Raw genomic sequence first — 19,222 nt, 5'->3', positions numbered from 1 at the left:
AAATAGAATAAAAAATATCTGATTTAATTAAAACATGGTATTTTAATCACTTAAAAGCTATGAAAGTTTCAAAATTTACCCATTTAAACACACTTTCTACTTTAGAAAATCCTGCTTTTTTAAGCATGGTTATATTTTCATTTTGGGTATAAGGTATGAGGACATTTTCCAAAGCTTCTCTTTTAGTGGAAATTTCTAGCTTGCTATAACCTTGCTCTAGTTTATACTGCTCATAAATTTGTATCATTTTTTTAGCTATTTTTACATCTTCATAGAGAATTTTTTCACTAAACACAAACATACCATTTTCATTTAGGTTTTGATAGATTTTATCAACTAATTCTTGTCTTTTAGGTGGGCGGATAAACTGCAAAGTATAGGTGGCGATGAAAACATCATTTACAAAAAAATCAAAATCATCTAAATTTTTTTGATAAAATTTCACCCTAGCTCCAAAGGCTTGACATTTGTTTTTGGCGATCTCTAACATAGCATTAGCTTCATCAACCCCGCTTAAAAGAAAATCTTTTCTTTTTTCATAAAGTGCAAGCAATAAACTAGCCGTAGAACAGCCAAGATCACAGATTTTTGCATTTTGTGGGGCAAAATGATCAATGAGTTCAACTATGAGTTTTAAATTTTGTGTATAAAAAGGTACAGACCTTGACACCATATCATCAAAAACGCTTGCTACGCTTTTATCAAATTCAAATTGTTTTTCTAAAGGTTTTTTAAAAATTTCATCTTTCATTTAATTTTCCTAAAATTTCTTTTGCTTTTTTGATATCTTTGCTAATTTGAGCTTTTAATAAAACTAAGTCATTAAATTTCTCATTATCTCTTATATAGTCAATGAAACTTAACTCCACTGAAATTGCTTTTGTGTTTGTAAAATTTTCATCTAAAATATGTGTTTCTAGAGCAAAATTTTCATCAGTAGATCTTATGCCTATAAAGCTTACACTATGATAGCTTTTATTTTCAATCTTTACCAAAGTCGCATATACGCCATCTTTGGGTAAAAAGAAGTCTTTTGCATATAAATTTAAAGTTGCAAAAAGCTCTTTAGCACCTATACCTTGGCCTTTGATGATATTTGCTTGTATAATATAAAACCTACCTAGGAAATTTTTAGCTTCTTTGACTTTAGCTTCTTTAAGTAAGGTTTTAATCATACTTGTATGCACACTTTTGTTTTGAATTTTAAACTCATCCACAATGATGGTGTTTATACCACAAAGGCTTTGTATGTCTTTGGCGCTACATTTTCTTTCTTTGCCAAATTTAAAATCATAACCTACGATAATCTTTTCTAGCTTGGGAAATTCTTGCTTTAAAAGCATTAAAAAATCCTCGCCTTTATAATCTTTGATTTTATAAAAATCACAAAAAAACATAGGAAAATCAACTAAATTTACTCTAAAATCCTTAGGCGTTAAGGCTTCTTTTTCTTCTTTTGTGATGATAAACAAAGCTCCGTTTTCATCTAAATGCTTAAAAAGCTCAAAATGCCCCAAATGCATACCATCAAAACGCCCTATGGCTAAATTTGTGATCTTAGTTTTTTCTATAGGCGTAGAAAAACTCAACATTACCTTCTTTTCCTTTTAAGTGCGACTCTTGACTTACTTGTAAGATCCAGCCAAGCTTTGCACAAGCTTTTTCAAAACTTTCTTTGGCAGCTTTAATAGTTTTAGCATCTTTTACAACTCCATTTTTATCGCGTTTAGCATTTTTACCTACTTCAAATTGAGGTTTAAAAAGCAAGATGATAAGATCTTTAGCAAGTTTATCTATATGATAAATCAAATGCGTTAAAGAGATAAAACTCACATCACAAGTGATAACATCATATAAAATTTCACTTTTAAACTCACGCAAATCAGTATTTTCACAAATTTGGATATTTTCTAAATTTCTTAAGCTTTCATGAAGTTGGTTAGAACCTACATCTAAAGCTGTAATGTGTTTAGCATTATTTTGATGTAAAATTTGCACAAAGCCTCCAGTTGATGAGCCTATATCCAAACAAATTTTATCTTTTATAACAAATACATGCTCCTGTAAAAAATGCTTGAGCTTAAAAGCAGCTCTGCTTACAAAAAGCTCTTCTAAAAGCGTGAGTTTTAAACTCTCATCTTCTAAAGGATTTTGGCAAGTGATTTTAAAAGAGGTTTTTTTAAACTCGCCATTGAGTAAAATTTGTTTGTTTTCTATAAGCTCGCAAGCTTTATTACGAGAAATGTTTAATTTTGCACTTACAAAAACATCAAACCTCATCAGCACCGCCTAAAAGAGCATTAAACTCAGGCTCATCAATACATTTAACCCCTAAACTTTGAGCCTTTTCAAGCTTTGAGCCTGCTTCGCTTCCATATAATACAAAGTCGGTTTTTTTAGATACGCTTGAGCTTACTTTTGCTCCAAAGCTTTCGATTAGTTCTTTAAAATGATCGCGTGATTTGCTTAAAGTACCTGTGATAACAAAGGTTTTATTAGAAATATTTTCATTTATAATAAGCTCTTTTTTCTCATCCTCTAAATGCAAAATTTCGTAAAAATGTTTAATACGATTTGCATTGACATGGGTAAATTCTTCTAAGCTTTTAGCCATTTGCTCACCAAAGCCTTCTAAATTTGCATAAGCTTCATAGCTTTGCATAAACCATTCAAAGCCAAAGGATTGTGCTAGCTTTTTAGCTGCCACTTCTCCAATATGCTCTATACCCAAAGCAGTGATAAACCTTGATAAAGAGCATTTTTTTGCATTTTCAATGGCGCTTAAAAGATTATTGATTTTTTTCTCTTTAAAGCCTTCCAAGCCTTCAAAATCGCTGTATTTTAAGAAAAATATACTTTCTATATTAGTGATTTTTCCTTCTTTAAATAAAAGCTCGACGATATTTTCTCCAAGGCCGTCTATATTTAAACACTTTTTAGATACAAAATGTATAATGGAATTTACAAGTCTTGCCTTGCAGTCTAAGTTTTGGCATTTTAAAAAAGCACCCTCATCTAAAAGCTCACTAAAACACTCAGGACAAAGAGTTGGTTTAGTAATCTTACTTTCTAAACCATCACGCCTTTGGGTAAAAACTTTAGTGATTTTAGGTATCACATCGCCACTTCTTATCACACTTACACTATCACCTATCATCACTCCAAGTCTAGCTATCTCATCAAAATTATGCAAGGTTGCAGACTTTACTACAACCCCATCTAAATTTACAGGTTCTAGCACTGCCACAGGAGTGATCACTCCGCTTCTTCCAACTTGTAAATTAACCCCAAGCAAGGTTGTAGTTTTTTCCAAAGCGGGAAATTTAAATGCAGCCATAAATTTTGGAAATTTCACAGTATAACCCAAAAGCTTACAATGAGCTAAATCATCTACCCTTACAACCATACCATCCATCATCATAGGCTTTTGATCTCTTTTTTCTAAAAGCTCATGATATTTTTCCAAAACCTCATCTAAAGTTTTCACACAAAAAACAAAATCATCTTTTAAAAAACCAAGACTTCTTACAAACTCCATCACTTCAGAGTGCTTGCTAAATTCTAAAGAATTCTCCCCCACTCCCCAAGGATAAAATTTTAAATTTCTTTCTTTTGTAATGCTTGTATCAAGCTGTCTTAAAGAGCCACTTGCTGCGTTGCGTGGATTTGCAAATAAACTTAAACCATCTTTAGCTCTTTTTTCATTGATTTTTTCAAAATCTTCTTTTAAAATTACCACTTCGCCACGAATTTCTATCTTGTCTTTATAAGGAATTTTTTGAGGTATGTTTGATATTTCTTTTACATTTAAAGTAATATCCTCGCCTACTTCTCCATCGCCCCTTGTAGCACCGCTGATTAAAATACCATTTTCATAAGTAAGATTTAAACTTGCTCCATCAAATTTAGGTTCTATGAAAAAATTAAACTCACATTTAGCTCTTTTTGCCCAAGCTCTAAGTTCAGCTTCATCAAAAACATCTTCCATAGACCACATTTTTGCACTATGTGCAAGTTTATGAAACTCACTTTGTATAGTCGGGGCGATATTTTGCGTAGGAGAATCTTTAGAAATCTTTTCTTGATGAAGCGTTTCAAATGCTTTTAACTCTCTTATAAGTTTATCGTATTCTTCATCACTCGCTAAAGGCTCATCATCTTCATAATAAGCCCTCATCCATTCTTTTGCTAATTTTACCTTTTCTAAATACTCTTGATAAGTCATCACTACTCCAAAGAAAGTTCATCCATAGCTTTTGCAAGTTCAAACATTTGTTTATGCTCATACACATCATGCACTCTTATAATACTTGCACCATTTTTGAAAGCCTCCAAATGCAAATAAAGCGTACCAGCTAGTCTTTGCTCAACACTTGAATTAAAATAAGCATTTATCACACTTTTCCTACTAGCTCCAATTAAAAGTTCTTTTTCAAAGCGTAAAAAATGCTCTAAGTGTTTGATTAACATCATATTATGCCAAGGACTTTTACCAAAACCAATGCCAACATCTAAAACCACATCTTCTAAACCAAGCTCACTTAGCCTTTCTAGCTTTTGCGCAAAAAAATCATCAAGCTCGGCTAACACATCTTCATAATGTGGGTTATCTTGCATATTTTGTGGGGTATTTTGTATATGCATGAGTGTATAAGTGGCTTTGTATTTTAAAGCTAGTTTGGCTAAATTTTCATTTTTAAAACCAGTAATATCATTAATAAGCTTAAAGCCTTTATTTAAAGCATATTCTAAACAATACTCATCAAAACTATCTAAACTAAAAATACATTTTTCATAAAGTTTTTCTTTATAGATTAAATCTAAGGTATTTTTTAAACGCTTAAACTCTTCTTCTTTCCCACAATACACACTACCAGGTCTTGAAGAAACCGCACCTATATCTATATAATCAGCCCCTTGAGAAATCATAAGTTCTATTTTTTCTAAAACTTCATTTTCTTTAACCCTGCTTTGAGCATTAAAACTATCTTCATTGATATTCATCACACCCATAATTTTTGCATATTTTGGTTTAGTGAAGTTAGACTTTAAAAATAGTGCTAAATTTTTAAGCTTAAAATCTTGTAATTTTTCTTTTTCTATAAGCTTTTTGGCTTGATCTTGCGTTACCATAAGCAAGGCATTAGTATGTTCTTTACCTAGTATAACTTCTTTATGTGTTACAAGCTCAGCTCCAACTCTTAGTGCATCTTGCTTGAGTATATTTGCAGCAGGCGCTCTTAACTCTTTAATAAGAAAAAAATGAATTTGAGTTTTTTCACTCATAATTTTCTCACCCGCTTTGTGTGGTTTTATATATTTAGAAATTTGTTCAAAGTCTGTGTTAGGATTGATTTTAATGATTTTCATTTTTTCTCTCGTGTAAAATTAAAGCTATGGTACTTAGTAAAATAGTTGGCTTTGCATTTAATTTAGCTAACTCATAAGCTTTGTAGAAAAATTCGATTTCTTCATCGTTTAATTTTATATCTTGTTTAAAGCACTCATGGCTTAAAGCACTAATTAGCTCTAAACACTCATGCTTGTCTATATTTTCATATTGTTTTAATAATGAAGCAATTTGAGCAAGATCTATTTTTTTAAGATCCAAATTTAAAGATATTTTTTCTTTTTGAATTTTATGCTTTTCTACGATAAATCTTGAAAGTATAGTAGGCAAAAAAACATTTTTTGAAGGAGCTACGATGATAAAATATACATTTTTTGGTGGCTCTTCAAAAAGCTTTAGTAAAAAATTTTGCGCTTCTTCACGAAAAGATCTAGCTAGTATAACAATGATTTTAGCTTGTGCTTCAGCTACATAGCTTTCTTTCATAATAGCTTTTGCGGTTGCTTGAGCGTTTTTATCATAGGTTAAGTCATTTAGTCTTAATTCTAAGTCAGGATTTTTAGGTATGAAAAATTTAAGATTTTTTGCTCCATATTCTTCTGTGAGTTTTTCTTGCATTAGTTCAAAATCATTATGAATAATGATTTTATTTCTTAGATTCAAATTTCTACCTTAGAAAAAAGTACAGCCTCTAAGCTTTGTTCAAATACTTTATATAAAGAAATAAGTTTATAGTCTAATTCTTTATCACGCGAGGAAAGATAAAAACTATTTTGCAATTGCTCATCAAAAAGCCAAAGCATACTTTCTGCTTTAGAATTAGCGATTTTAAATTTAAACCCTGTATTGGTTCCTATATAAAAAAAAGCATAACCGTTAGGAAAAGAAATACTCAAAAGATCATTAAGCAAATCTATATCTTCTTGGGTATTACAAGCTTTATTATAAATTCCTTTTAAAGACACAAAAGGCACCAAAGGTCTTGTAGAACTGGCGTTAATTTGGCTTAAAAAATACTCTTCAAACCAAGCTCTTTGCTCATCAGTAATCACAATAAAAGTATAACCTTGCAAAAGCAAAGCTAACTTAGAAGCAATCAAAGGCGACCATTCAAGACGCCTTTCTTCTAACCAACTTGTATAAGTACCATTTTCTCGGATTTGTTCTAGGGTAAATTTTAAAAAACTATTGCTCATTTATACATCTAGTTTATAAACTTCATGCAATACTCTTACAGCCAATTCGCCGTATTTTTCATGCACGATAACTGAAATTTTAATTTCACTTGTAGAAATCATTTGTATGTTAATATTTTCATTTGCTAGAGCTTTAAAAGCTGCTGAAGCTACCCCAGAATGTGATTTCATACCCACACCCACAACTGAAACTTTTACCACAGCACTATCTGTTTCTATATTAGCATTAGCACCTAAAACTTTTTTCATAGCATTAGTTGCTAAATCAAGCTCGTTTTCAGGCACTGTAAAGCCTAAATTTGTAGCTCCATCTACTCCGACATTTTGGATAATCATATCCACATTGATATTTTCATTTGCTAAAGTTCCAAAAATTTCAGCAGCAATACCTGGTTTATCATCAATATTTCTTAAAGTAACCCTTGCTTGGTTTTTATCTAGTGCTATACCACTAACCAAAGCCTGTTCCATATTTTCCTCCTTAGTAATAATCGTCCCTTCATTTTCATTAAAGCTACTTCTAGTAACTAATTTCACATTTAATTTTTTAGCAAGCTCTACAGAGCGGTTTTGTAAAACTTTAGCTCCTAAACTTGCAAGCTCTAGCATTTCTTCATAAGAAATTTTATCTAGCTTTTTAGCCTTTGGTTCAATTCTAGGATCGGTAGTATATACTCCATCTACATCAGTATAAATCTCACATAAATCAGCATTTAAAGCCCCCGCTAACGCAACTGCACTTAAGTCGCTTCCACCACGACCCAAAGTAGTAACATTACCCATTTTGTCAATACCTTGAAAGCCAGCAACTACTACGATATATCCTTCATCTAAAGCTTTGTTAATATTTGTAGTATCAATGTGTTCAATTCTTGCTTTAGTATAAACATCATCTGTAATAATCCCTGCATTGCGTCCGGAAAATGCAGTGGCTTTTAAACCCATTTCATTTAATGCAATAGCAAGTAAAGATGAAGTTACGCGCTCACCACTACTTAAAAGCATATCCATCTCACGACCTGAAGGGTTTTTACTAAAATGGTGTGCAAAATCGATAAGCTCATTAGTCACTCCACTCATCGCAGAAACTACAACAACTAACTTATCGCAAGTTTTTTTACTTTTTGCTACTCTTTTAGCAACTTCATCAATACGCTCAAGCGTTCCTACGCTTGTTCCCCCATATTTTTGTACGATCAGCATTAAATATACCCCCTTTCTTTAAAATATTTTAAAACCTTAATATATATAGGTTTTTTAAAATGGTTAATCATATCATAAACATCTTCTAATGAAGCAAACTTATATGCATCAAATTCAGGATTTTTAGTATTTAAATTAACAACAGCTTTATTTTTCAATCTAACTAAAAAATATTTTTGACTTTGGCCATCATAAGGATACATTTTTTGTGCAACCTTAGCTGGAAAATCATAACTAATCCACTCAGGATGTTCGGCTAAAATTTCAACCTCATCTGTACCTATTTCTTCTTTTAATTCTCTAAACAATGCACTTTTAGCATCCTCCCCCTCATCTATACCACCTTGAGGAAATTGCCATATATCTTCCATATCATTACGTTTAGCAAGTAAAATTTTACATTCAAAAGGATAAGCTGATGATAATATTATAGCAGCTACATTTGGCCTATATTTTTTTTCTTTTTCCATGATTTTCTTATCCTTGACTTTTAAATAATATAATTCTAACAAAAAAATACGAATTTATAATCACATTTTAAAGAAGTTTTATGCATTTATATATACATATACCATTTTGCGAAAGTAAGTGTTTTTATTGTTCTTTTACCTCGCTTAAAAAAAAGGACTTTGAAAAAGATTATTTAAATGCCTTAATGCAAGATATAAAATATCAACTAGATTTTTTCAAGCTTGATAAAAATTCCATAAAGACTGTTTTTGTAGGTGGTGGTACGCCTAGTTTAATGGAAGTTAGTTTTTATGAGAAAATATTTATTTTTTTACAAAGTTATTTACACAAAGATAGTGAAATCAGCATAGAAGCAAACCCCAACTCGAGTAATTTTTCTTGGCTTAAAGAGATAAAAAATTTAGGTTTTAATCGTATTTCTTTTGGAGTGCAAAGTTTTCATGAAAAAAAATTACAATTTCTTGGGCGTATTCATGATCAAAAAAGTATTTTTACTAGTATAGAAAATGCAAAAAAAGCAGGATTTGATAATATAAATTTAGACTTAATTTATGATACAAAACTTGATGATAAAAAAATGCTTGATTATGAAATTTCCAATCTTGCCTTACTTGATATTAGCCATGTAAGTGCTTATAATCTAACTATAGAAGAAAAGACAAGATTTGCTAAAAAATTTCATTTTAAAAAAAATGCACCACGTCTTGCAAAGTATTTTATTAAAGCGATTGAAAACCTTGATTATAAACAATATGAAATCAGTAATTTTGGACAAATTTGCAAACACAACCTTGCTTACTGGCAAGGAAAAGACTATATAGGCTGTGGTTTAAGTGCGGTAGGATTTTTAAAAAATCAAAGATTTTATACTAAAAAAAGTTTAAAAGATTATATAGCAAATCCTTGTTTTAGAGAGCTTGAAAATTTAAATTCAAAAGATTTGCGTTTAGAACATATTTTTCTAGGGCTTAGAAGTATTATAGGGGTAGATGAAGCAAAGCTAGAACCTTTAGAAAAAGATAAGGCGATTTTTCTTAACAAAAAAGGAAAGTTAGTCTATAAAAATGGAATTTTTTATAACACCAACTACCTTTTAAGTGATGAGCTAGCTTTATATATTAGTACTTAATCAAGGATATACCTAAACTCAGCATAGTAATTTCTACGCTTGCCTAATAAATATTGATCATTTATACTATCTTGATATGTAAAATACTTTTCATCAAATAAATTACGTATACCAGCAGACATTTGAAAATTTTTATAATTATAACTCAACCCAATATTAGTTATCATATAATCTTTAATCCAATTACTTTTAATTATCTTTCCACTATTTTCATCAACAATACCACCTTCCTTAGCTTTTGAGTAATAACTCAAATCAATAAAAGTATTTAAATTTGAATTCAAATAATAATCAATACCAAAAAATGTTTTTATTTTAGACACATAAGGAATTTTCATCCCATTGTTTATGCCTTTAGAAATTTTTGCATCAATATAAGTCAATCCTTCTTTAAATATTAAAGTATCCTTTATGATTTTTTGTTCTGTATTCAACTCCATACCAAAACGTCTTGTCTCCTCTATGTTATAGTATTTCCACCATGAACCAGAGATTGAGTGCGGATTTCCAATATATGAAATTTCATCTTTGCTTTGAGTATAAAACATTTTCAAATTTATGCCATAAAAATTCCACAATAAGTCATTAAATCCAATTTCAAAGCTATTGAAAATTTCAGAATTTAAGTCAGTGGAATAATATTTTTGATTTTTTTGTTCTTTATTTACTAGTTGGGATGGATTTGGAGAAATAAAACCTTTTTCGTATTTAAAATATATAATTCCAGTGTCTGAATATTTAATACTAGGTGTTAACTCTAAAGCAAAATTACTACTATTTGATTGAGAACTAAACTCTAACAACTCGTCTTTAGGGAAATTAGCAGATGGGAAATTTACATCCATTTGATTTCTAAAAGATCTATTTGTTTTATAACCACTCCATTCATATCTAAAACCACTCAATAAGGTAAAAACATCGTTAAAAGAGTGAGAATTTAAAGTAAAAAATGAATGACTTTGCTTATTCATATCCATCAATGTCGTCATATTGTGATATAAAATGATATTTGGGACATTATATTGCAATAAACTTTTACGCTTAGCATTATGATTTAAAAACTCATAACCAGAAATAATGTTTGAATTATGCAAATAATAATATTTAGCTTTAAATTTTACCCCAAAAAGATCATCTTTAAATTCACTTCCATCTTGATATGCTTTAACACCCATTAAAGAGACTGTATCTTTTAAGTATTGAACTTTTTGTCTTTGTAAGAAAGTTTCAAAGGAAAATTCTAAATTATCTTGCAAAAATAAATCATATTTAATGCCCAATTGAGGCATAGTTGTTTTGACTATATTTTCATCTTGATTTATTGTATCTTGCTTGGAGTTGATTTGAGAATACGTTAAATATCCTTTATTTGTGTCTGTATTTTGAAAATAATTATAATCAAGCAATAAAGTCCCATTATCGCCAACATGGGTAAAAATATTTGCATTAGCATAATACCCTTTTTCATGATATCCTTGTATAAAACCATTTTTATTATAAGCTTGCATATTTAAACCAAAAAATACACCATCTTTTATCATTTTACTCATATTAAAACCAAAATTTCCACCATCTATTCCACTTCTTTGGCTTTGAAAATTCGTATTAAATGAAAAATACTCTTTCTTTGCTTTTTGAGTAACTATATTAACAACACCGCCTTTGGCACCATTTCCATATAATATAGAACCACCACCTGGAATCACTTCTATTCGTTCAATATTGTTAATATCAATACTATTAATAGGTGCTATATTATGAGAACTATCTAAAGTGTTAATAGATTTTCCATCTACCATAATTTTTACAGCTGTATTTGATTTATTACCTTGACCCCTTATATCAATACTAGACCCTAAACCAAAATTAACAAAATTCACTTCTGGTATTTTTTCTAAAGCTTGAGTAATAGAATTAAATCCATTTTTAGAAATCCATTTTTTATCTAAAACAATCATATTTTTTAATCCATTATCAATATCTTCTTCAATTTCAGCGATTGCAATAGATTGTTCTAAATTTATATTTGCTTCTTCACTATGTGCGCTTAAAAACATAACACTTGCATATAATAAAACAACAATTTTATATTTATTCAAAATTAATCCTTATTATAATAATGATAATTTATATCATAAAAAATGCGAAATATACTCTCATTTAAATTAAAAATAGATAAAAAATTATTTAAGAAGTTTTTAAAATGATAATTGATATATTTTCTCAAAAATAAATAAAAAAAGGGGAAGTATGGATTTTAAAAATATCATATCTCATATGAATTCGCATCACCAATCTAATCTAATAGATTTATGTAAAAATTTTTCTAATTCCAAAACAATCAAAAATGCTACATTGCAAAGTGTTGATTTTGAAGGATTAGATATTATCTATAACAATAATCAAACATTACGTGTTAATTTTCCAACAAAAGCTGATGAAAATTCTATTAAAGATGCAATCATAGAACTTTGTTTAGGCGCAAAAAGCGATAACACAGAAAATATCCATCAAGAAATTAATGAATTTATTGCTCAATATAACTCTATCATTTTAGCAACACTAACAGAAAATGGCGAAACTACTTGCTCTTATGCTCCATTTTTTAGATTTCAAACTGAAAATTATATTTACATTAGTCAAATCAGCGAGCACTTTAACAATATCAAAGCAAATCCAAAAAATATTGAAGTGATGTTTTTAGAAGATGAATGCAAAGCAAGCTCGGTAACATTAAGAAAAAGATTGCGCTATAAAGCAAGTGCAACCATACTCGAAAGAAACAATGATTTTGATAAAAAATATGACGAATTTGAAAAACAAGTAAAAGATGATAAAGCAGTAAAGATGATCAGAACAATGCTTGATTTTCATTTGATTAAACTTGACTTTCACAATGGACGCTTTGTGAAAGGATTTGGGCAAGCTTATGATATACAAGATGGTAAAATTATTCATATTAAGGGTAAACATCCCCATAAATTCTCTCATAAAAATCAACACCACTAATTTTAGCGGTGTTATCAATATTTAAACTTCAAAGCCCATTTAACAAGTAAAATCAAAACAGGCACTTCAATCAATGGGCCTATAATAGCAGCAAATGATTGTAATGAGTTTATACCAAAAGATGCAATGGATATAGCTATGGCAAGTTCAAAATTATTACCACTAGCGCTAAAACTAATAGCTGTGTTTTTTTCATAGTTTAAACCAAGTTTTTTACTTATAAACCAAGAACTATAAAACATTATCACAAAATATAAAAACAAAGGAATGCAAATTTTAAATACATCCAAAGGTAAACTAAAAATATCTTTTGATCGGTAAGAGCACATAATAATGATAGTAAAAAGTAAAGTAATAAGCGTAATAGGACTAATTTTAGGTAAGAATTTTTGCTCAAACCATTCTTTGCCTTTTAAACTAATAAAAATAACCCTACTTAAAATCCCTAGTAAAAAAGGCAAACCAAGATAAATTGCCACATTTTTCAAAATTTCATCCATTCTTATTTCTAGGTTATTTTGAAAACTCAAGCCTAAAAGAGAAGGAAAAAATTCTAAAAATAAGTACACATAAAAAGCAAAACACAAAATTTGAAAAATGGTATTAATACCCACCAAAGCAGCAGTGTACTCTTTATCAGCCTTAGCTAAATCACTCCAAACTACCACCATAGCTACACAACGAGCTAAACCTATGATGATAATACCTTGCATATAATCAAGATCATTTTTTAAAAACACCCAAGCTAATATAAACATCAAAATAGGACCAAAAATCCAGTTTAAAAACAAAGAAAGTATTAAAGCTTTAAAAGAATGAAAAATTTTAAATATTTTTTTATACTCAACCTTAGCCAAAGGTGGATACATCATTAAAACCAAGCACACCATAAGCAAAACATTATTTTGATTATAATTAAAACTCTCCCAAAAATTTGTAATATTAGGAAAGATAAACCCCAAAAACAAACCTAAAGCCATAGCTATAAAAATCCACAAAGTCAAAAATCTATCTATAAAACCAAGCATTAAAGCTCTCCTTGTGTGATTTTTTCTAAAAGCTCTTTAAGTTTTAATTCCAAGCTTTCCACTACTTTAATAAAATCTTCATCTTCAAAACCACTAGGATCTTCTAAACCAAAGTCAAAATGAAACTTTGCTTCAATGTTTGGACAAACCACCCCACAACCCATTCCTACAACAATATCTAAATCCTTAGGTAAACTATCAAAACCCTTTGCCTTATAAGAACTTATATCAAGTGTATATTTTTGCTTTAAAATCTTTATAGCCTTAGGATTAATTCCCTTAGAAATATCACTTCCTGCCGAATAAATCTCTAAATTTAAACCAAGTTCTGTAGTCATTTTTTTACATAAAGCTTCAGCCATTTGAGATCTGCAACTATTATGAATGCAAATAAAAGCTATTTTCATTTTATTCCTTAGGGCATTCACAAGAAAATCTTTTAAGCTCAGGAAGTTTCATAGAAAGCTCATCGATGTTTTTTAGTATATCATTGCAAAAATTATTTAAATTTTCTTTTACTCCATAATACGCCCAAACACCTTGTCTATCTACTTCTAAAAAATTAGCCTCTTTTAAAATTTTTAAATGCCTTGAAAGCCTTGATTGACTCATATTTAACGAGCTTTGTAGATCGCATACACAAAGCTTTCCATGTTTTTGTAAAAAAGCTAGAATTAAAATCCTACTTTCATCATTAATTGCACTTGTTATTTTTAAAAACTCTTGCATAAAAATCCTTATATAAAAAATATTAAAAGCCCAAAGCTAATTGCTATAAAAACTATCATACTTGCAAATAAAACCAAAAAGCTTGTTTTGAAAATTCTTTTAAGCAAAATAAGCTCAGGTAAAGAACACCCTGCTCCTGCTATTAGAAAACTCATCATTATACCAAGTGGAATTCCGCTAGTAGTTAAAGCTAGTGCTACAGGTATCATAGCAGTACAATTCATATAAAGTAAAACTCCTATAAAAGCTGCTATAAATATGCCAAATACTCCATAATCTTTCATATAATTTTGGAAAAAATCTTGTGGGAAAAAGCCATGTATAAAAGCTCCAATACCCATACCTATAACAATATAAGGTAATATTTTTTTATACTCTTTAAAGCTTTGCATAAATAACATTTTGATTTTATTGTCTTTTGTCTTAGCCTTAAATTTCAAAACTTTACCGCTAACTTTAGAATTTTTAACAAAAATAGAACTAGGTTTTTGACAACATGAGCTTTGAAAAGTATTATTAGAACAACATGATTTTTGCTCTAAATCATTTTTTAAAAAGTCTTCATTAAAAAATTTTCGAGTGTTTATTTTAGAAACACAAAAAGCAAGAAATAAAATCACGAAAAATAAAAATCCCACGTATAATAAGGATATTTTTAAACCAAAACTTACTACAAACATCACTACTATAATAGGATTAATTAAAGGCGAGGTGATTAAATAAGCTATACATACCCCAAGTGGAATTTTAGCTTTTAAAAATGCGTTTAAAAGCGGTATGCTTGAGCATGAGCAAAATGGAGTTAAACAACCTAAAAGTATGGCTTTTATATAGCTTGTAAAAGAATCTTTCTTTAAATGCTCATTAAAAAATTTAGCATAGCGCTCATTTAAATAAGCAATAAGCATACTAACTAAAATAAACAAAACAGATATTTCTATAAATAAAATCAAAAAATCTTTTAAAATAAAAACTAATTTTTCCATGCTTTTCCTTTTTATTTTTAAACAAATATAACAAAAATATATTAATATATCAAGATATATTTATATATTAATATGATAAAAGTAATAATATTTTTAAGTATTTTTATGTAAAATGTAAACCATATATTCAAGCGAAAGAAGATAAAATAATGAGTTTTGGTGAAATTTTAGTTATTTTAGTTGTAGCTATTTTAGTGCTTGGGCCTGAAAAATTACCTTCAACTATAGTTGAAATTGCAAAAATTTTAAAAGCCATTAAAAGCAATATTGATGAAGCAAAAGCAAGTATTAATAAAGAACTAAAAATAGCAGAATTAAAAGATGAAGCACAAAAATACAAAGATGAATTTTCACAAACTAATGAAAATATCAGAAAAAAACTAAGTTTTGAAGAATTTGATCAACTCAAAGAAGATATTTTAAATAATACCAAAGAATTAAAAAGTGAAATTAATGATTTAGAAAAGGATATACAAGAACTTTCTAATCTTGAAGAAAAAATTCAAAAAGATGAAAAAAATACTCAGAAAATGGAAAGCTAAGAATGTTTGAAGAATTAAAACCACATTTAGTAGAACTTAGAAAAAGATTATTTATAAGTGTTGCTTGTGTTGTTGTGATGTTTTTTGTATGTTTTAGTTTTAATAACTATATCATAGATATACTAAAAGCACCTGTTGAAGCAGCCTTACCTGAAATTTCAAGACAAATGACCTTCGTTGAGTTACAAGAGCCTTTATTTACTGCGATGAAGGTTTCGTTTTTTACAGCTTTTTTGATTTCTTTACCGGTTATTTTTTGGCAGTTTTGGAAATTTGTAGCACCCGGACTTTATGATAATGAAAAAAGATTAGTAGTGCCTTTTGTAAGCTTTGCTAGCATTATGTTTGCACTTGGTGCTTTGTTTTGTTATTATATAGTTATACCTTTGGCTTTTAAATTTTTGATTGATTTTGGGGTGCAAACCCAAGATTTTAAGCCTTTAATTAGCATAGGTTTATATGTAGGCTTTTTTACTAAATTAGTAATTGCTTTTGGTTTAGCATTTGAAATGCCTGTAATAACCTTTTTCTTTGCTAAACTTGGACTTGTTGATGATACTTTTTTGAAAAAACATTTTAGAGTTTCTGTTTTAGTGATTTTTGTTTTCTCAGCTATGATGACACCACCTGATGTTATATCGCAATTTTTAATGGCTGTGCCTTTGTGTGGACTTTATGGGATTTCTATTTATATAGCTAAAAAAGTTAATCCTAGCCAAAAAGAAGATGATGAAAATGATTGATAAAGATCTTTTGCTTTCTAGTTATGATTATAACTTACCTAATGAACTTATAGCAAATTTTCCTATTTTACCCAAAGAAAATGCCAAGCTTTTAGTATATGAAAGATATAAAGATCAAATTTCACATTTACATTTTAAAGACTTAGCTAAAATTTTACCACCTTGTGAAATCATCTTTAATGATACTAAAGTCATCAAAGCAAGAATTTATGGAAACAAAGAAAATGGTAGTAAAATAGAACTTTTCATTAATCATCCTTTAAAAAATAATGATTTTTTAGTGCAAATTCGGGGTAAGGTTAAAGAAGGACAAATTTTATATTTTGAAAATTCTTTAAAAGCTAAAATCAAAAAATTACATGATGATGGTACAAGAGAAGTAAAGTTTTCTAATAATGAAAAAGAGCTTAATCATCATGAAGTTTTTGAAATTTTAGAAAAAATAGGCCATGTGCCTTTACCGCCTTATATTAAAAGAGCAGATGAAGCACAAGATAGCATTAACTATCAAAGCATTTTTGCTAAAAATCAAGGCGCAGTTGCTGCACCTACTGCAAGCTTACACTTTGATGAAGCGATGATCAATGAACTTAAAAAAAATCATAATATCCATACTATTACACTACACGTTGGCGCAGGAACTTTTAAAGGTGTAGAATGTGAAGATATACGTAATCATAAAATGCATTCAGAATTTTTTCATATTGATGATGAAACTTGTGCTTTGATTGATTCTTCTAAGAAAATACTAGGCGTTGGTACCACTGTTACTCGTTGTATAGAATATTATCATAGAAAAAAAATAAAAGAAGGTTTTTGTGATTTGTTTTTACACCCGCAAAATACCCCGCAAAGACTTGATTATTTACTTACTAATTTTCACTTACCAAAATCAACTTTAATTATGCTTGTAGCGGCATTTATAGGTAGAGAAAAAACCTTAGGGCTTTACCATGAAGCCATAGAAAATAACTATCGTTTTTATTCTTATGGCGATGGAATGCTAATTATTTAGTCTTTTTCTTGATATATTTTTTATCAATATAACCCAAATCTATAAGTTTTTGATAAATTTTAGCCAGTATAGGCCCTCCTGTACTACTACCACTTTTCCCATGTTCGATTAAAACTACCACTACATATTGTGGCTTTTCATAAGGTGCATAAGAAGTAATCCAAGCATGAGATCTTAAAAAATACTCCAAATCCTCTTCTTTAATACGCTTTTTTTCACTTTGAGAAATTCCAACTACTTGTGCTGTTCCTGTCTTGGCTGCTATAGTAATAGGCGAATTTCTTAAAAATCTTGCTGTAGTTCCACCATCAACATTGGCAACTTCATACATGGCACGCCTTAAAAGTGGGAGTTTTGATAATTCAAAAGTCGTAAAAACACTTTCATTATTGTCAAAATTTATCTTAGTAACATTATCATCAACACTATGTAAAAAATGTGGTGTGATATTTTTCGCTGTAGCAATCATAGCTGTAAATTTAGCCACTTGCATAGGAGTAGCAAGAAAATCACCTTGCCCTATGCTTGTATTTAAAGTTTCACCTTGATACCATGGTTGGTTGTATTTTTCTTTTTTCCATATTCTATTGGGAACTGTTCCTATGAATTCATTAGGTAAATCAACTCCTGTTTTTGTACCAAAACCTATCCTTTCAAAAACAGAACTAATAGTATCAATACCAACTTCTAAGGCACCTTTATAAAAATACACATCACAGCTTTCTCTAATAGCATCATTCATATCTACATAACCATGACCTATAGCCTTCCAACATCTAAATTTTCTACCACCAAGCTCAAAGTTAGAATCACACAAATATTTGTGATTTTCGCTTACTTTTCCACTATCTAAAAATGCTAAAGCTGTACCCATTTTCACAACAGAACCCGGAGGATAAAGACCATTAATAAGTTTATTAGTAAAAGGATGGTTTAAATCATTAGACAAACGATCCCACTCCTCTTGAGTGATGCCTGTTACAAAAGGATTGAGATTGTACTCAGGAAAACTTCCCGCTGCTAAAATAGCCCCACTTTTTACATCCATTATTATAGCTGCACCTGCTAAATTTTCAAAAATACTAGCTAAGTATTCTTGCAAATCAAGATCAATGCTTAGAGTAATATTACTTGATATAGGTTTTTTGTAAGAAAGTTCTTCTATTTCTTTATTTAATGCATTTACCTTGCTAACCTTTTCACCCTTTTGACCTTGCAAAATTTCATTATAAGAACGCTCTATACCACTACGCCCTACATAGCTAGTCAATCTTGCAATTTCATTTTCATTCATATCATTTAGATTTGCTTTTCCAACATAACCTATAACATGGCTAGCTAAAGCATCATAAGGATAAAATCTTTGAGTGGTAGATTTAACTTGCATATTTTCACGCAAATTTAGCTTAGTAAAATGTTTAATCATCGCATCATATTCTATAAATGGAACCACTTCTATATAATCTTGATTATAATAAGAATCCGCTTTCATATAAACTCTTTTGAGTTTAGTGGCATTTAAATCAGGAAAAGCTCCTACTATAGCTTGTAATTCTTGTTCTAAAAGATTTCTATTTTTCTTTTTTATATACAAATATGGTTTTATAGAGATCGAAAAACCTAATTTATTTACTGCTAAAGGTCTACCCTTTATGTCTAAAATTTGTCCTCTTACGGGTGCTAAAAACTGCGTTTTAATAGCATTTTGCTTGGCTATTTCTTCATAATAAACATTAGATTTTATACTTATATAATATACTCTAGCTAGTAAAAGCATAAAAAAGCAAGCTATAAAGCCCATTACTAAACGCATACGCATAA

Annotated in this window: 20 protein-coding genes; 5 read left to right on the top strand and 15 right to left on the bottom strand. The window is 29.4% G+C overall.

Annotated elements, in window-relative coordinates; translation table 11 throughout:
- Positions 1-46: 46 nt before the first annotated feature.
- From cmoA to CD56_RS03665, 9 genes are read right to left on the bottom strand one after another with little or no spacing between them, the layout of a single operon-like run.
- Positions 47-751 (bottom strand): carboxy-S-adenosyl-L-methionine synthase CmoA, encoded by a 705-nt coding sequence (gene cmoA / locus CD56_RS03705; RefSeq protein WP_047208226.1) that lies wholly within the window; start codon positions 749-751, stop codon positions 47-49.
- Complete coding sequence (locus CD56_RS03700; RefSeq protein ID WP_047208225.1) at positions 741-1,592, bottom strand: bifunctional riboflavin kinase/FAD synthetase; 852 nt, start codon at positions 1,590-1,592, stop codon at positions 741-743. The genes cmoA and CD56_RS03700 overlap by 11 nt, the downstream gene beginning before the upstream one ends.
- Positions 1,558-2,280, bottom strand: a complete 723-nt coding sequence (gene tlyA, locus CD56_RS03695; RefSeq protein WP_047208224.1) for a 23S rRNA (cytidine-2'-O)-methyltransferase TlyA — start codon at positions 2,278-2,280, stop codon at positions 1,558-1,560. The genes CD56_RS03700 and tlyA overlap by 35 nt, the downstream gene beginning before the upstream one ends.
- Positions 2,270-4,225 carry an NAD-dependent DNA ligase LigA gene (gene ligA / locus CD56_RS03690; RefSeq protein WP_047208223.1) on the bottom strand — a complete coding sequence of 652 codons (1,956 nt, stop codon included), beginning with the start codon at positions 4,223-4,225 and terminating at the stop codon, positions 2,270-2,272. Before ligA ends, tlyA begins: the two co-directional genes overlap by 11 nt.
- Positions 4,226-4,227: 2 nt before the next feature.
- A complete protein-coding gene (gene folP, locus CD56_RS03685; protein WP_047208222.1) occupies positions 4,228-5,370 on the bottom strand; it encodes a dihydropteroate synthase in 1,143 nt (380 codons plus the stop codon).
- Positions 5,357-5,968, bottom strand: a complete 612-nt coding sequence (locus tag CD56_RS03680) for a DNA polymerase III subunit delta' (protein ID WP_047208781.1) — start codon at positions 5,966-5,968, stop codon at positions 5,357-5,359. The genes folP and CD56_RS03680 overlap by 14 nt, the downstream gene beginning before the upstream one ends.
- A gap of 41 nt (positions 5,969-6,009) precedes the next feature.
- A complete protein-coding gene (locus tag CD56_RS03675) occupies positions 6,010-6,546 on the bottom strand; it encodes a HobA family DNA replication regulator (protein ID WP_047208221.1) in 537 nt (178 codons plus the stop codon).
- Positions 6,547-7,749: an aspartate kinase gene (locus CD56_RS03670; RefSeq protein ID WP_039618106.1), complete on the bottom strand. Its 1,203-nt coding sequence runs from the start codon at positions 7,747-7,749 to the stop codon at positions 6,547-6,549.
- Complete coding sequence (locus CD56_RS03665; RefSeq protein ID WP_039618104.1) at positions 7,749-8,219, bottom strand: RNA pyrophosphohydrolase; 471 nt, start codon at positions 8,217-8,219, stop codon at positions 7,749-7,751. Before CD56_RS03665 ends, CD56_RS03670 begins: the two co-directional genes overlap by 1 nt.
- 80 nt (positions 8,220-8,299) lie before the next feature.
- On the opposite strand from CD56_RS03665, the gene hemW reads away from it, so the two are divergent.
- Positions 8,300-9,349, top strand: coding sequence for a radical SAM family heme chaperone HemW (gene hemW / locus CD56_RS03660; RefSeq protein ID WP_047208220.1), 1,050 nt, complete (start codon positions 8,300-8,302; stop codon positions 9,347-9,349).
- Here hemW and CD56_RS03655 read toward each other — a convergent pair.
- On the bottom strand, positions 9,346-11,406 hold the full coding sequence (locus tag CD56_RS03655) for a TonB-dependent receptor (protein WP_047208780.1): 2,061 nt from the start codon (positions 11,404-11,406) through the stop codon (positions 9,346-9,348). The genes hemW and CD56_RS03655 overlap by 4 nt on opposite strands.
- A gap of 193 nt (positions 11,407-11,599) precedes the next feature.
- Between CD56_RS03655 and CD56_RS03650 the strand changes: the two genes are divergently transcribed.
- Positions 11,600-12,358, top strand: a complete 759-nt coding sequence (locus tag CD56_RS03650; RefSeq protein ID WP_047208219.1) for a HugZ family heme oxygenase — start codon at positions 11,600-11,602, stop codon at positions 12,356-12,358.
- Positions 12,359-12,372: 14 nt separating this feature from the next.
- Here the strand turns inward: CD56_RS03650 and arsB are convergent, their stop codons facing one another.
- From arsB to CD56_RS03630, 4 genes are read right to left on the bottom strand one after another with little or no spacing between them, the layout of a single operon-like run.
- Positions 12,373-13,386: an ACR3 family arsenite efflux transporter gene (arsB, locus tag CD56_RS03645; RefSeq protein ID WP_047208218.1), complete on the bottom strand. Its 1,014-nt coding sequence runs from the start codon at positions 13,384-13,386 to the stop codon at positions 12,373-12,375.
- Complete coding sequence (locus CD56_RS03640) at positions 13,386-13,793, bottom strand: arsenate reductase/protein-tyrosine-phosphatase family protein (protein WP_047208217.1); 408 nt, start codon at positions 13,791-13,793, stop codon at positions 13,386-13,388. Before CD56_RS03640 ends, arsB begins: the two co-directional genes overlap by 1 nt.
- A gap of 1 nt (position 13,794) precedes the next feature.
- Positions 13,795-14,115 (bottom strand): ArsR/SmtB family transcription factor, encoded by a 321-nt coding sequence (locus CD56_RS03635; protein WP_047208216.1) that lies wholly within the window; start codon positions 14,113-14,115, stop codon positions 13,795-13,797.
- Positions 14,116-14,123: 8 nt separating this feature from the next.
- Positions 14,124-15,101 (bottom strand): permease, encoded by a 978-nt coding sequence (locus CD56_RS03630; protein ID WP_047208215.1) that lies wholly within the window; start codon positions 15,099-15,101, stop codon positions 14,124-14,126.
- 149 nt (positions 15,102-15,250) lie between these two features.
- Here CD56_RS03630 and tatB point away from each other — a divergent pair, with 149 nt between their 5' ends.
- From tatB to queA, 3 genes are read left to right on the top strand one after another with little or no spacing between them, the layout of a single operon-like run.
- On the top strand, positions 15,251-15,643 hold the full coding sequence (gene tatB / locus CD56_RS03625; protein ID WP_039618091.1) for a Sec-independent protein translocase protein TatB: 393 nt from the start codon (positions 15,251-15,253) through the stop codon (positions 15,641-15,643).
- A 2-nt stretch (positions 15,644-15,645) separates the two neighbouring features.
- Complete coding sequence (tatC, locus tag CD56_RS03620; RefSeq protein ID WP_047208214.1) at positions 15,646-16,386, top strand: twin-arginine translocase subunit TatC; 741 nt, start codon at positions 15,646-15,648, stop codon at positions 16,384-16,386.
- On the top strand, positions 16,373-17,401 hold the full coding sequence (gene queA / locus CD56_RS03615) for a tRNA preQ1(34) S-adenosylmethionine ribosyltransferase-isomerase QueA (RefSeq protein WP_080956330.1): 1,029 nt from the start codon (positions 16,373-16,375) through the stop codon (positions 17,399-17,401). The genes tatC and queA overlap by 14 nt, the downstream gene beginning before the upstream one ends.
- Here queA and mrdA read toward each other — a convergent pair.
- On the bottom strand, positions 17,394-19,220 hold the full coding sequence (gene mrdA, locus CD56_RS03610) for a penicillin-binding protein 2 (RefSeq protein ID WP_047208213.1): 1,827 nt from the start codon (positions 19,218-19,220) through the stop codon (positions 17,394-17,396). The two genes, queA and mrdA, sit on opposite strands and share 8 nt — an antisense overlap.
- Positions 19,221-19,222: the final 2 nt, after the last annotated feature.

The sequence above is a fragment of the Campylobacter lari genome (assembly GCF_001017575.1).
Taxonomy (GTDB): Bacteria; Campylobacterota; Campylobacteria; order Campylobacterales; family Campylobacteraceae; genus Campylobacter_D; species Campylobacter_D lari_C.
This window is presented reverse-complemented; position numbering and strand designations above follow the sequence as displayed.

Excerpts from the sequence above, each read along its gene's own strand:
- cmoA (WP_047208226.1), bottom strand. The coding sequence starts at position 751 with ATGAAAGATGAAATTTTTAAAAAACCTTTAGAAAAACAATTTGAATTT.
- CD56_RS03700 (WP_047208225.1), bottom strand. The coding sequence starts at position 1,592 with ATGTTGAGTTTTTCTACGCCTATAGAAAAAACTAAGATCACAAATTTA.
- tlyA (WP_047208224.1), bottom strand. The coding sequence starts at position 2,280 with ATGAGGTTTGATGTTTTTGTAAGTGCAAAATTAAACATTTCTCGTAAT.
- ligA (WP_047208223.1), bottom strand. The coding sequence starts at position 4,225 with ATGACTTATCAAGAGTATTTAGAAAAGGTAAAATTAGCAAAAGAATGG.
- folP (WP_047208222.1), bottom strand. The coding sequence starts at position 5,370 with ATGAAAATCATTAAAATCAATCCTAACACAGACTTTGAACAAATTTCT.
- CD56_RS03680 (WP_047208781.1), bottom strand. The coding sequence starts at position 5,968 with ATGCAAGAAAAACTCACAGAAGAATATGGAGCAAAAAATCTTAAATTT.
- CD56_RS03675 (WP_047208221.1), bottom strand. The coding sequence starts at position 6,546 with ATGAGCAATAGTTTTTTAAAATTTACCCTAGAACAAATCCGAGAAAAT.
- CD56_RS03670 (WP_039618106.1), bottom strand. The coding sequence starts at position 7,749 with ATGCTGATCGTACAAAAATATGGGGGAACAAGCGTAGGAACGCTTGAG.
- CD56_RS03665 (WP_039618104.1), bottom strand. The coding sequence starts at position 8,219 with ATGGAAAAAGAAAAAAAATATAGGCCAAATGTAGCTGCTATAATATTA.
- hemW (WP_047208220.1), top strand. The coding sequence starts at position 8,300 with ATGCATTTATATATACATATACCATTTTGCGAAAGTAAGTGTTTTTAT.
- CD56_RS03655 (WP_047208780.1), bottom strand. The coding sequence starts at position 11,406 with ATGTTTTTAAGCGCACATAGTGAAGAAGCAAATATAAATTTAGAACAA.
- CD56_RS03650 (WP_047208219.1), top strand. The coding sequence starts at position 11,600 with ATGGATTTTAAAAATATCATATCTCATATGAATTCGCATCACCAATCT.
- arsB (WP_047208218.1), bottom strand. The coding sequence starts at position 13,386 with ATGCTTGGTTTTATAGATAGATTTTTGACTTTGTGGATTTTTATAGCT.
- CD56_RS03640 (WP_047208217.1), bottom strand. The coding sequence starts at position 13,793 with ATGAAAATAGCTTTTATTTGCATTCATAATAGTTGCAGATCTCAAATG.
- CD56_RS03635 (WP_047208216.1), bottom strand. The coding sequence starts at position 14,115 with ATGCAAGAGTTTTTAAAAATAACAAGTGCAATTAATGATGAAAGTAGG.
- CD56_RS03630 (WP_047208215.1), bottom strand. The coding sequence starts at position 15,101 with ATGGAAAAATTAGTTTTTATTTTAAAAGATTTTTTGATTTTATTTATA.
- tatB (WP_039618091.1), top strand. The coding sequence starts at position 15,251 with ATGAGTTTTGGTGAAATTTTAGTTATTTTAGTTGTAGCTATTTTAGTG.
- tatC (WP_047208214.1), top strand. The coding sequence starts at position 15,646 with ATGTTTGAAGAATTAAAACCACATTTAGTAGAACTTAGAAAAAGATTA.
- queA (WP_080956330.1), top strand. The coding sequence starts at position 16,373 with ATGAAAATGATTGATAAAGATCTTTTGCTTTCTAGTTATGATTATAAC.
- mrdA (WP_047208213.1), bottom strand. The coding sequence starts at position 19,220 with ATGCGTATGCGTTTAGTAATGGGCTTTATAGCTTGCTTTTTTATGCTT.